This window comes from Pseudoalteromonas rubra (assembly GCF_004212645.1).
GTDB classification, from domain to species: Bacteria; Pseudomonadota; Gammaproteobacteria; order Enterobacterales; family Alteromonadaceae; genus Pseudoalteromonas; species Pseudoalteromonas rubra_G.
The window spans coordinates 69976-82886 of sequence record NZ_PPUZ01000022.1 but is presented as its reverse complement, the minus strand read 5'-3'; the positions used below and the strand labels follow the sequence as shown (position 1 = coordinate 82886).

The following is a 12911-nucleotide window of genomic DNA, read 5'->3' as shown; positions in this document are numbered from 1 at the left end:
CGTTTTTTATGTCTTGGTGGCGCGTATATAGTCCGTTACGCTTCGGTGTCATCCTGTTATGCTCAGTGGTTCTGAGCGCATGCATCAGCTCGACGTCCCGGCATGCAACCCCTGTTGAGATCACCGCAGCGCTGAACCTGCCAGTGGCGCAAGCCCCCACTGCGATACCGACACAACAACAAACCGCAGAGCCGTTGCCGGCGATCACCGAGCAACCTCAGCAGTATCAGGAGCTGTGGCAATACATCGCGGCAAACCTGAGCTTTGACATCACGCCCAATGCGCGGCTGCAAAAGCGCGTCGCCTGGTATCTGTCGCAACCCAATTATCTGACCAGTGTGAACGAGCGAGCGGCCCCTTACCTCTACCACATAGTAAAAAAAGTAGAACAGCGTAAACTGCCCATGGAACTGGTTTTACTACCTTTTGTGGAAAGCGACTTTCGCCCTACCGCCCGCTCCTCCCAGGGCGCTGTGGGGGTTTGGCAGTTGGTCGATGCCACCGCCTATCACTTCGGACTGCAAAGCAACGACTGGTATGACGGTCGCCAGGATGTGCTGGGGGCAACCGATGCGGCACTCGACTATCTGCAATACCTGCAACAGAGGTTTAATGGCAACTGGCTGCACGCACTGGCGGCCTATAACAGCGGTGAAGGGCGAGTCAAAGCGGCTATCCGCAACAATCAAAAACACGGCCGCAGTAGCCACTTCTGGCACCTGAAGCTGCCCAAAGAAACCGCCGATTATGTGCCCAAACTGCTGGCACTGAGTTACCTGCTGCAGCATCCCGGGACCGGCCTGAAACGCCCAAGCCTGGCAAACGAGGCCCAAACGACAGTACTGGATGTGGGGCAGCCGTTTAACTTTGGCATACTGGCCGCACTGCTCGGCGTCGACAAACAACAGCTACACCAGCTCAACCCAGGTTACCTGCGCCACCAAAGTCCCAAAAATGGACCGTTCAGGGTCTTGTTGCCGATGGACCAGCAACAATTATTTTCCACTGACTTCTACCGCCGCCAGTTTAGTACCCACTACCAGGTTAAACTCAATGACACCTTGTATGGCATTGCCAGACGGCATAACACCAGTGTGGCAAAGTTAAAGCAGCTTAACAATAAAACCCAAGACTTGATCCGGGTTGGCGAGACCCTGCTGATCCACAGGGCACATGCCAAAGACGACCTCACCGTCGATTATGAGATCAGCCCCTATCTGCAACAACAGCGCCCGGCTAAAGTGGCCACCTATGAAAAACATCACGTGATCCAAGACGGTGATTCTCTGTGGGCAGTCAGTCGTCAATATCAGGTGCCGATGAAAGATCTGCTCGACTGGAATCAGCTGAACACACAAAGCCTGCTTTCTCCGGGCGATACCCTGATCCTGCATTTACCGGTTGAGGAACCCTCGACACCGCAACCAAAGGCCCCAGCAGGGGCTGGCAAAGATTACCTGGATGCGTTAAAAACACTGGTCAAGCCGAAAAGCGATCCGTAGAATGCCTGTCACTACAACACTACGAAAATGAAGAGATTACTATGCAGATCGCAAAAAATACTGTGGTTGAGTTCCACTACACTCTGAGCGAAGCCGGTGAGCAGCTGGAAACCAGCACCAATCAGGACGCACTGGTTTACCTGCACGGCGCCGAAGGCATGTTGCCAGGTCTGGAAGCCGGGTTAGAGGGCAAAGCGGCAGGCGATAAAGTAACCCTGACGCTGGAGCCAAAGGATGCCTACGGCGAATATCAGGAAGGCCTGACTCAGCGTATCCCGATTAAACACCTGCAAGGTCTGGGCAATAACAAAGTCTGGAAACCGGGTATGACCGCCATCGTTGAGTCTAATCAGGGCCGTCATCAGGTGCAGATCATCAAGGTTGGCCGCTTCAATGCCGATTGCGATTTGAACCACCCATTTGCCGGTAAAACACTGACCTTCGACGTTGAGATCCTGTCTGTACGTGAAGCCACGGCGGAAGAAGTGGCACATGGCCACGTTCATGCTGAAGGCGGTTGCGGTCACAACCATTAAGGAATATACATGCAAAAAGTTGCCATTGTAACCGGTGGCAGCGTCGGCATTGGTAAAGCCATTGCCGAGCGTCTGCTCACTCAGGGTTATCAGGTTTTCAACCTGGACATTCAAAGCGCACCGCACGGTGAATATCGTCACTGTGACGTCAGCGACGTCGAAGCCGTGCGCCGCACCATCGCAGACATACTTGCTACCACAGGACGTATTGATGCATTGGTGTCCAATGCCGGAAAGCACCTCAGCGCCACCATAGAGGACACCGATGAAAGCACCCTGGATGAACTTTTTGCCTTAAACGTCAAAGGCGCATACAGCGCCATTCAGGCGGTACTGCCAGCGATGAAAACACAGCGCAATGGCAGTATTGTCTTGATCTCATCCGATCAAGCACTGGTTGGTAAACCCAACTCCTTTGCCTACAACCTGACTAAAGCCGCGCTGGCTTCAATGGCTAAAACCACCGCATTGGATTATGCCAGCTATAATATTCGCGCCAATGCCGTGTGCCCGGGCACCATTGAAACGCCTTTGTTTCATCAAGCCATTGACCGTTACTGCGAAAAAAGCGGTGCCGATAAACAAGCAATCGTCGCAGAAGAAGCGGCGCTTCAGCCACTGGGCCGACTTGGTCAGGCAGATGAAGTGGCTGCCCTGGTGGCCTTTTTACTCAGTGACAATGCCAGCTTTATTACCGGCAGTTTGCAAACCATAGACGGCGGATATACAGCACGATGAACAAGATAATTGACCCACACCTTCACTTTTTTTCGCTCCGGCAGGGTCAATATCACTGGCTGAAACACAACCCGCCTGCCTGGCAGAACCTCGACCTGATCCGTCAGGATCACCTGCCCGAAGCACTCTCAGACTTGCGTGACTTTACCCTTGAGGGCTGTGTGCATATTGAGGCGGGCTTTGACAATGATGAGCCTCGTCGCGAGCTCGACTGGCTGGCTGAGATATTGCCAGCCACGCGTTACAAAGCGGTAGGCTATGCCCAAATTGATGCGCCGACTGCGCAGTTCCGCGCTCAGCTGGATGCACTGCGTCATCCCAGTCTGGTTGCTGTTCGAGATATCACGGAAGGCCACGATGTCGTTCGTCTGCAAAGCCCTCAGGTGGCCGAGAATCTGTCTTACCTCAGCGAGTGTGGACTGCATTTTGAAGCCCAGTTTGAACTGTCTCAGCACGCCGTCGTGCAGCACCTGTGTGATATCGCACGCCAGCTGCCGCAGTTACGCATTATGCTCAATCACAGCGGCCTGGTCGGCCAGCACGATAACTGGCAAGACAATGCCGCCAGACTGGCAACACTGCCGCACTGCGCTATCAAATTCTCCGGACATGAATTGCTGGACCACCCACTGCCTTTGCAAGCGCAGCTGCATAGCCTGCTGGACTTGTTTGGCCGGGAGCGGGTGATGTTTGCCTCCAATCACCCGGTGTGCCTGATTCAGCATAGCTATGAAGCGATTTGGCAGAAGTATCTTAATTTGTGTGAGGACGATACACCATTGTGGCATCAGCTCAGTTATGCCAATGCCAAAAACTGGTATGGGTTTAGTTAGCGGATCTGCACCAAATCGTATGCCGCCAGGCTAGGTACTATACTTTGCAGCCGGGTTTCGGTTTTATCCAGTGCATTCAGGCACTCACAGTATTCATCGGCTTTTTCTTCAAGTTGATAAGCTTTCTTTTTCAGCGACTTATCAATTTCACGTGAGATGATCTCCATGCGCTGACCCATGTCGCTGAAGCGATCTTCTATGTTCCCTTCACGCGCTTTAAACGCATCTCCCACCGACACTAAAATTGCACCCAGAGAGCCGTGCACAGCTGAGTGGATCCGTTCACTGATCTCTTTAGTAAAAAAGTCATCGATTTTTGACAGTGACTGAGGGGCGATAAAATAGAAGTCTTCGCCGCGCTTGAACTTGTCCATCAAGGCCCGCTCAACGTATTGTAACTGAGTTTTCAGCACCTCAGGGTCATTGTCTGACATCCCCTCAACCACCTGCTCTATGGCACTCAAGCCCAGATTTACGCCGTCGGTTGCCAGGTTCACCAACTCAGGCACGGTATCACGGATCCCAAGTGCATACTCATTCAGTAACTGGGTATCCTGATCGCTCAGCTGGATCCACTTACCTTTGATCAGCAGCTGGTTATCATTGTTAATCTGAACCCGGGTCTGGTTTTTATCGACAATCCGGATCACTGAATCTGTGATGATCAGGCCATGGCCCAGCTCAACATCACATTTTCCGGCGGCCTGAAGCGGGATTGCCATCAGCCACAATACGGGCAGTAAAAGGAATTGTATTATGCGTACACGGAACACGTGCTACCTCCACCTTAAGATAATGTGAGCGTAGCAAATTTAATAAGGCCAACCCACCGCTTTGCGGCGGGACTGGCCAATTTTTGCGCCTAACAGCAGTAAACGCGGTCAGTCCCAACGTCTGCGTTATTCACAGAAGGTATAACGCACTAGCCTGACATAGGCCTGAGCGCTTTTATTAAACACATTGCTGACCTTGCCATCACCAAAAGACAGTAGCCAGGCATTCGCTGGCGTCCCTTCTACCGTAGTGCTTGACCAGTAGTTTTTTTCCAATGTGGCAAGAAACACGGTCTCATTGATTGATGGCTTGACACAGCTGTGTTCAACGATGCTGGCCAGCTCTTTAACATTAGGCAAATGCCAGTCACTGTAACCGGCAAACTCCTGGGCATTGGCGGTTTGCAGGGCCTGCTGCCAGCTCAACTCTTGCGCAACATTGTCACAGCTGCCATTGTCACTGTTATAAACCTGACCAAACGTACAGCGCTGCCACATCAGGTTAGTTTGCTTATCACAGACGGTGCCATCTGCGTTCACCACAAATTGCTCTGTCGGTGTAGTGTCCGGCACCAGCGTTTGCGACGCACAAATTTGCGAGGCATGGCTTAGCGTGCTGATGCTCAAAGCACTCAACGCTGCGATGAATAAAGTCGCTTTGCTCATTGGTCATCCTCCCCGTAACGACGGACTAACCGCACGTAGGCCGTCTGCGACTTATTGCGTGTGACGTCATTACCCGTTTTCATGTCTATCACCAGCGCCCTGACCAGGTTGGCATCTTTACCATCGGTACCATCAACACTGGTTTGCGTAGTCCAATAGTATTGGTGCCCCAATAAAGCCTCAGCAGGTACATTGGGGAAATAGTTAGGGTCGAGTAAATAACCGCCACTGCTGTTGTGATCCAGCAGATTGGCCAACTCCATATAGGTCGGCAAACGCCAGTTATTCCCGCCACAGAAACTGGCCGCATTGACGGTATCAATCAAAGCTTGCACGCCACAATGGTTATTCTGCGGGCAAGTCGTATTAGCGGCGCCGGGGTCCACATTCGCGCCACCGGTGAGATACCAGGTGTAATGGTTTTGTGCATTACGTGTGCTGGTGTTCGGCAAAGTACCCGCTGTTACTTCTTTGACTTCCCAGATCAGGCCAGTCACGTTATCCAGCACACAGCTGAAGTCTGTCGCACCGACCGTCAGCGGCTCAAACTCTTCACTGAACTTGGTAAAATCAAAGGCCTGATTGCCCTCACCACTTTTAGGTAAAAACTGTACAACCGCGTCCCGTCCCAGCTCGGCATCCTGGCCGGGAAAGTCGCTATTGCCGCAACTGATCTCAGAGGTGTTGTTATAGCACTTAGCAGTGCCGGTATCATTCAGTTTGCCAAGTGGTTTGGGCAAGATTTCGATATTCACCGTGTCTGCACCATTGCGCTGTGCGCTGTCAGTCACGGTGACTTTAAAGTCTATTGAAGTGGCCTGATTGCCACTTTTTAACGGCGCCATAAAGGTCGTTTTACAGGCACGCTCATCCGCCAGCGCAACGGCGCTGCCGTTACTCACCTGCTCCCATAAACAGCCAAACTGACCATCAACGGTCACACTTTGCGTGGCGTCAAGCGTCACAGAGTCCAGTTCCTGAACCTGCTGATCACTGCCGGCATTGGCCAGTACCAGTTGATCATTGGCAACTAACGCGAGCTGTTTTGTTGACGTTGCACTAGCACCTTCATCATCCGTGACAGTCAACTGCCACTTAACAGTATCCGCCTCCGCTAATAAAGGGTGAACAAAACTCAACGTGACCTGATCGGTGCGCTCAGCTTTAATCGTGGCAGGCCCTTCGAGCATTTCCCATTGGTAGGCGACTATGCTGCCGTTTTCATCATTATCCACAGATTCTGCCGCAGACAAGGTGATGGTATCGGCGTATTTTGCAGTCCCTTCTTCAGGTGCGGTTTGTGATATTTTGGCACTGGGTAGCAGGTTGACAGAAATCACATTCACAACCAGCGTATCACTGGCAGAAGAACCGTCAGGGGCCGTATAGCTGACCTTCAGTTCAACCTGACTGTCGCCCTTTACATCTGGCGCTGTGACCGCCAGTTCCTCGCCTTCTTGTGGAAAACCCTCAAGCTCAGGTCCCGAGACCACTTGCCAGCTAAAAACGCCACCGGATGGCGAGCCCAGAGGTTTGAGTGTAAATTCGGTCTTTTCATTGACACTGATGTCCGGGCCGGCATTGACACTAACACTGATATTCGGGCTTTCATCACCGTCAGAGCCGCCCCCACAAGCACTTAAAACACTCGCAAGGCCCAGAGCCAGTACTGATTTCTTCAGCATGGTAACTCCTAAAAAGTTACTTATCCGTTGTACAGCCATACAGAGACCGCCAACAAACTCGTTGTGACTATGCCAGGGGATTGAACACAGCAGGCAAGACTGTCCCTCGCCCGGCGTGCAGGTAATGAATGGTGAATTGCTTAGAGGTAACTATCCTGATGGATCCGAACAAATAGCTTTGTGCCAATTTTACTGTAATCTACCTTATACTCACGCCCATCGAGCGCCTGGATAAACAACAGCCTCTTCACTTCACCAAATACATCCACGCTGGCCACGTGAACTACCTCTAAGTAACGCTCTTTTGCTTCGCGACGATTTCTTGGCAGTTCTTCTTTGAACGGTACCAATCCCGTAGGAGTCACCTTAATTTTAGGGTGATTCTCTCCATTCACGATCACTAAATCGAGCTTTTTTTCTTTATGGATAATGGTGTTACGACCACTTTTAATAAAAGCTTTATCAAAGCTCATGTATTTATCCTGTTACTTCATTGCTGAGGTAGCCAACTCACTATGCAAGTTTTTGACCACCTCTTCGGGTGTTAACTTCCAACGATTCATGACAGTGGCAAATTGCCAGATATCCCTGTCCAGTACATTGGCAGGCAACATAAGGTCGTAGCCTGTCAGCGTTTTAAAGTTCTGCATCCGATTTGCGAACATCGCCATTAATCCAGAATAAGGCTGGCCGTTCGGTGAGGTGTAACTCGCCTCTTCAATCAACCATTCTGATGGGCAATTGCCATTACTGCAATGTATTTTAACAGCTTGTAAAAAAATATTCCGCTGTTCTATCAGTAATTTTCCAGCCAGTCTTGGGGTCAGGCGGGATAAAAATACATCAATATCCTTTAGTTTAATACCTACGACATTTAACTCAAGCGTTTCAACTCCTTGAGTGACACTTGGCACCCCACTGGAGTGAAAATTATCATGCTCAAGTAAGAATTCTCCAAACTTATGATTGTAGACCAGCCGCTGCGGACTCATTTCAATACTATAATAAGGTTGCTGGCTTTTCAGAAAGCCCAGCATAATCGCAACAATCGCGGCACTCGCCAGTGCAATTTCAAGTAACGAAATGGGCGTCGCCCGTAAGGTGACAAACACCATGATAACAACCAGCGCTATTGCACCAACCAGCATAAACTCAATGCTGTGGCGATTGGCTGACGCACGCAGTCTGACCGGTTCAACCATAACTATAAAACCACAAATAAAAACCGTACATAATGATCCCCCAGAACACCAATTTACGTATTTTCTGACATCTTTCGCATGGCTTAGACTTTTTCATAATGCCTTAATTTTTGGGTACAAATTTCCACATAGAAGCTACCTTTTGGGTCACTTTTCGTTTAATGCACAAATATACAGGACGTTCGACGATTTGCTCTATTTGGAATTTTTGTACACTAAAGCCCCGCAGTCAACGAGAATCAATTATGCGCGCCAGTCAATCGGGTAAAGCCCTCTTTCCTTTTATAATTTTAGTGCTTATTGCCCTATGCGGCTATCTCTATTTGCCTGCCAGCAAGGGTAACAGCAAGCCGTTCTCCGGCGCGCCGACTCAGGTCGCGGCGGTCACCATAGAAGAGCAAAGCCGGGCTATCACCATCAATGCAATAGGCTCTGCCCGTGCCAATCATGCCCTGAATATCACCAGTGCGCAAAGTGACTATATTAGCGCCTTATACTTTGACGATGGAGACAGAGTCAAGCGCGGCGATAAACTCGCCCAGCTACAAGATCTTAAAGAGCAGCTGGCAGTACAAGAATTAGAGGTCAACCTGAAAGAGCAACAACGTCAGCTTAAACGTCTGACAGAGCTGGCCAGAACCCAGTCTGCTGCGCGCTCTCAGCTGGACAGCCAGCATGCCATTGTTGATGCGCTGGAGATCCAATTGCAAACGGCGCGCACTAAGCTGGCCGAAATGGCCATTTATGCCCCGTTTGATGGCGTACTGGGTCAACGGTTAGTGTCTGTCGGCAGCTTCGTTAACAATAACAGTATACTGGTCACGCTGGATGATATCAGCATCATCAAGGTGGACTTCCAGGTGCCTGAAAAGTACCTGGCACAACTGCAACTCGACATGCGTGCTTCCGTCTCCAGCGATGCATACCCGGGTGAAGCCTTTGAAGGCATTATCACTCACATCGACCCGCGTATAGATGACGCGACCCGCAGCATTCGTGTTACAGCCAGCTTTGACAATCCGCAAGATTTGCTCAGGCCCGGTATGCTGCTCCATGTGTCGCTCTTTTTGGGTGAGCTGAATGCGCTAATGGTGCCGGAAAAGAGCCTGATCCCCAGACAGGACAAGCACTTCATCTACACCATTAACGAAGGCAAAGCAAAACAACAACAAGTAAACGTGCTGTCTCGCTTCCAGGGCTGGGTTGCCATCGATGGTCTGTCTGCGGGTCAGCAAGTGATCACCGAAGGCACCACCAAAATTCGTAACGGCAGTGCCGTCGTGGTTAAGGGGTAGAACGTGCGGATCACAGATACAGCCGTAAAACGGCCCGTTTTTGCTATCGTTATCAATCTGCTGCTGCTGACCTTTGGCCTGGTGGCCTTTACCATGTTGCCGCTGCGCGAATATCCCGATATCGAAACCCCCATTGTCAGTGTCAGCACCGATTATACCGGCGCCTCTGCCGAGGTCGTTGAAACCAAGATCACCCAGGTGCTGGAAAATCGCATTTCCGGGATCGAAGGGATCAAGAGCATTACTTCATCCAGTCGCAACGGCCGCTCTAATATCACCATAGAGTTCAACATTGACCGCAATATTGATGCCGCCGCCAACGATGTGCGAGAGCGGGTATCCAGGGCGCTGGACCGGCTGCCCGAGCAGGTTCGCCCGCCTGAAGTGTCCAAGTCAAACAGCGACGAAAGCCCTATCGCCTGGTTTGTGCTGAACAGTGAAACTATGGATACCCTGCAATTGTCCGACTATGCCCAGCGTTTTATCGTCGACAGACTGGCGGTGGTGGATGGCGTGTCAAACGTGCGCATCGGTGGCGAGCGTAAATACGCCATGAAGATCTGGCTCGACCGTCGTGCCATGGCCGCCCGGGACATTACTGCCAGCGACATTGAGCGTGTGCTGCGCAACGAAAATGTCGAGCTGCCGGCCGGTGAAATTGAATCGCTGGACCGCGACTTTGCCGTGCGCATTGCACGCAGCTATAAAACCCAGCAAGACTTTAATAATCTGGTGATCAAACGTGGTGCCCAGGGTTATCTGGTTCGACTGGGGGAGGTTGCCGATGTACGCCTGGAAGCGGCCGATGTCGAAAGCACCTTCCGCGGTAATGGCAAAAACATGATAGGCCTGGGCATTGTCAAACAGGCCAAGGCCAACACCCTGGATGTGGTCGACAACGCCCGCAAAGAGCTGGAAAAAATCAAGCGCAACCTACCTGAGGGGACCACCATTCAGGACAGCTATGACTCATCGGTGTTTATTCGCGAGTCAATCGTAGAAGTATATCGCACCCTGGGCATCGCCATGGGTCTGGTGGTACTGGTGATTTTCATCTTCCTTGGCAATATTCGCGCCACGCTGATCCCGGCGATCACCGTACCGATTGCACTGATCGCCACCTTTACCTTTTTATTCGCCATGGGGTATTCCATTAACTTGCTGACCCTGCTGGCTCTGGTGCTTGCCATTGGCCTGGTGGTGGATGATGCCATTGTGATGCTGGAAAACATCCATCGCCGCATCGAGCTGGGCGAGCCGCGACTGCTGGCCGCCTATCGGGGCGCGCGCGAGGTCGGCTTTGCCATTGTCGCCACCACCTTAGTGCTGGTCGCGGTTTTTGTGCCTTTGGTATTTATGGAAGGTCGTATCGGTGCCTTGTTTACCGAGTTCGCACTGGCCGTCAGTGCCGCCGTTATCTTCTCCAGCATCACGGCGCTGACTCTGTCACCGGCCTTGTGCTCCAAGGTACTCAAAGCCAGTAACAAAGAAAGCAAATTCTCGCAGTGGATGGACCGCCAATTTGGCCGCCTCGAATCTGGCTATCGTAATGTCATCAGCGACAACATCAATCGCCGTTACAGCCTGACGCTGACTCTGGCACTGGCCGGCTTTGCCAGCTTTGCACTGTTCCAGCAGATCCCCTCAGAGCTGACACCCAAAGAAGACCGGGGCACCTTTTTTATTATGATGAATGGTCCGGAGGGTGCCAGCTACGAAAATAACGCCGCAAATATGGCCGAGATTGAGCAACGCCTGCTTCCCTATGTGGAAAATGAAGAGCTGAGCCGGGTGCTGGTACGCGTACCAGGCTGGGGCGGGCGTGGCGGCGTCGCCATCGTCGGCATGCCAGACTGGGATGAGCGCAAACGCTCAACCTGGGAAGTCATGGGCGAGATCAGTGGAAAAATGCGTGAAGTGACCGACGTGCGCGCCTTTGCCATCATGCGCCGTGGGATCGGCGGAGGGGGCCAGTCTCGCCCCATCGAGTTCGTGCTACAGGGCAATGATTACGACGAACTGGTCGACTGGCGGGATCGCATTCTCACCCGTGCCCGCACCAATCAGGGACTGGTCAGACTCGACCATGACTATAAAGAAACCTTCCCGCAATTTTTGATCAGCATAGACAAACTCAAGGCCGCCGATCTTGGTGTCTCGGTCAGTGATATTGGCCGCACCTTAGAAACCATGCTGGGTCAGCGCCGGGTCACCACCTTTATTGATCGCGGTGAAGAGTATGATGTGATCCTCAAAGGCACCAAGGCCGATTTCAGTGCACCAAACGATATCGCCGATATTTATGTCACTTCGCGCAGCGATCAGCTGGTGCCGCTGGATAGCCTGATCACGATTCGCGAAGAAGCTACCGCATCGCGATTAAATCGCTACAACCGGATGCGGGCAATCACCATCACAGCCAACCTGGCGCCCGGCTATACGCTGGAGCAGGCGCTGGATTTCCTGAACCAGGTTGCAGCGGAAGAAAATGACATTGACGGGGCCGTCGACTACAAAGGCGAGTCTCAGCTGTTTTACGAAGGCGCATCGGCCATGACCTATGTGTTTATTCTGGCCCTGACTGTGACGTTTTTGGTGCTGGCCGCCCAGTTTGAGAGTTTTGTGCACCCGCTGGTGATTATGCTGACCGTACCGCTTGGGCTGGTTGGCGCCATGTTTGGCCTGTATGCCACCGACAGCTCTCTGAATATTTACAGCCAGATCGGCATTGTCATGTTGATTGGCCTCAGTGCCAAAAATGGTATTTTGATCGTTGAGTTCGCTAACCAGCTCAGAGACAAGGGCGTGGCCTTTGAGCAAGCGATTATCGATGCGGCGGTACAGCGACTCAGGCCCATTATCATGACCTCACTGACCACGGTAATGAGTGCCATTCCACTGGTACTGGCCTCGGGCCCGGGCTCAGAGAGTCGCATGGTGATCGGGGTCGTGGTATTTGCCGGGGTGAGTGTTGCGACCATTTTAACGCTGTTTGTGATCCCCTGTGCCTACAGCATGCTCGCAAGACGCACGCAGTCGCCACAGGCAACCAGCGATAAGCTGCTTGAGCAGCACGATGCCCACCCGCAAACACAACAGGAACGGGAGATTTAAGAATGAATCCGCAAATTGCCACTTTTGGTGGCGGCTGTTTTTGGTGTATTGATGCCGCCTTTCGCAAAGTCCGGGGCGTCACGCACGTGGCTTCTGGTTATGCCGGCGGCCATACCGACAACCCAACTTATGAACAGATCTGTACCGGTCAAAGCGGTCATGCCGAAGTGGTTCAGCTGACCTTTGACCCTCAGCAGGTCGACTTTTCTGTGCTGCTGGAGATGTTTTTTGCGCTGCATGACCCTACCCAGCTGAATCGTCAGGGCAATGACATTGGCACGCAATACCGCAGCGTCGTGTTTTATCACTCAGAACAACAACGGGCGTTAACTCAGCAATACATTGATACGTTAGCGCCCACACTGAGTGCGCCTGTTGTCACCGAAGTATCGGCTCATACGCACTTTTACCCTGCGGAGCAGTATCATCAGGACTATTATACCAATAACCCCAACCAGGGTTATTGCAGCGTGATGATAGCGCCCAAGTTAGCCGCATTCGCTCAGAAGTTTGCCGACTATCTAGATCTGTAAGCTAAGCACTTAGGATCAAAAAAGGAGGCCTCAG

The 12911-nt window shown here is 51.9% G+C and carries 12 protein-coding genes; 7 read left to right on the top strand and 5 right to left on the bottom strand.

The annotated features are described in order from the left end of the window. The first annotated feature begins 8 nt into the window (after positions 1-8). The 4 genes from C3B51_RS08540 to C3B51_RS08525 are packed head-to-tail and all read left to right on the top strand — an operon-like array spanning position 9 to position 3609. Positions 9-1502 (top strand): transglycosylase SLT domain-containing protein, encoded by a 1494-nt coding sequence (locus tag C3B51_RS08540; protein ID WP_240701871.1) that lies wholly within the window; start codon positions 9-11, stop codon positions 1500-1502. A gap of 41 nt (positions 1503-1543) precedes the next feature. Continuing rightward, positions 1544-2038, top strand: coding sequence for an FKBP-type peptidyl-prolyl cis-trans isomerase (locus C3B51_RS08535; protein WP_125716750.1), 495 nt, complete (start codon positions 1544-1546; stop codon positions 2036-2038). 9 nt (positions 2039-2047) lie between these two features. Next, positions 2048-2776, top strand: a complete 729-nt coding sequence (locus C3B51_RS08530; protein WP_130244765.1) for an SDR family NAD(P)-dependent oxidoreductase — start codon at positions 2048-2050, stop codon at positions 2774-2776. Continuing rightward, positions 2773-3609, top strand: coding sequence for an amidohydrolase family protein (locus C3B51_RS08525; protein WP_130244764.1), 837 nt, complete (start codon positions 2773-2775; stop codon positions 3607-3609). The genes C3B51_RS08530 and C3B51_RS08525 overlap by 4 nt, the downstream gene beginning before the upstream one ends. Here the strand turns inward: C3B51_RS08525 and C3B51_RS08520 are convergent. The 5 genes from C3B51_RS08520 to C3B51_RS08500 form a co-directional block, all read right to left on the bottom strand. Next, on the bottom strand, positions 3606-4331 hold the full coding sequence (locus C3B51_RS08520) for a YggN family protein (RefSeq protein WP_125716753.1): 726 nt from the start codon (positions 4329-4331) through the stop codon (positions 3606-3608). The two genes, C3B51_RS08525 and C3B51_RS08520, sit on opposite strands and share 4 nt — an antisense overlap. Before the next feature lie 177 nt (positions 4332-4508). Then, positions 4509-5048 carry a DUF1566 domain-containing protein gene (locus C3B51_RS08515; RefSeq protein ID WP_130244763.1) on the bottom strand — a complete coding sequence of 180 codons (540 nt, stop codon included), beginning with the start codon at positions 5046-5048 and terminating at the stop codon, positions 4509-4511. Further along, on the bottom strand, positions 5045-6733 hold the full coding sequence (locus C3B51_RS08510) for a DUF1566 domain-containing protein (protein WP_130244762.1): 1689 nt from the start codon (positions 6731-6733) through the stop codon (positions 5045-5047). Before C3B51_RS08510 ends, C3B51_RS08515 begins: the two co-directional genes overlap by 4 nt. Positions 6734-6873: 140 nt before the next feature. Beyond that, positions 6874-7206, bottom strand: coding sequence for a hypothetical protein (locus tag C3B51_RS08505; RefSeq protein WP_125716756.1), 333 nt, complete (start codon positions 7204-7206; stop codon positions 6874-6876). 12 nt (positions 7207-7218) lie between these two features. Further along, positions 7219-7935, bottom strand: coding sequence for a DUF2982 domain-containing protein (locus tag C3B51_RS08500; protein WP_125716757.1), 717 nt, complete (start codon positions 7933-7935; stop codon positions 7219-7221). Positions 7936-8180: 245 nt separating this feature from the next. Here C3B51_RS08500 and C3B51_RS08495 point away from each other — a divergent pair, with 245 nt between their 5' ends. Genes C3B51_RS08495 through msrA form a run of 3 tightly spaced genes read left to right on the top strand, consistent with a single transcriptional unit; the run spans position 8181 to position 12877 of the window. Beyond that, on the top strand, positions 8181-9230 hold the full coding sequence (locus tag C3B51_RS08495; protein WP_130244761.1) for an efflux RND transporter periplasmic adaptor subunit: 1050 nt from the start codon (positions 8181-8183) through the stop codon (positions 9228-9230). A gap of 3 nt (positions 9231-9233) precedes the next feature. Beyond that, complete coding sequence (locus tag C3B51_RS08490) at positions 9234-12344, top strand: efflux RND transporter permease subunit (RefSeq protein WP_130244760.1); 3111 nt, start codon at positions 9234-9236, stop codon at positions 12342-12344. A 2-nt stretch (positions 12345-12346) separates the two neighbouring features. Then, positions 12347-12877, top strand: coding sequence for a peptide-methionine (S)-S-oxide reductase MsrA (gene msrA / locus C3B51_RS08485; protein WP_130244759.1), 531 nt, complete (start codon positions 12347-12349; stop codon positions 12875-12877). The last annotated feature ends 34 nt before the right edge of the window (positions 12878-12911 follow it).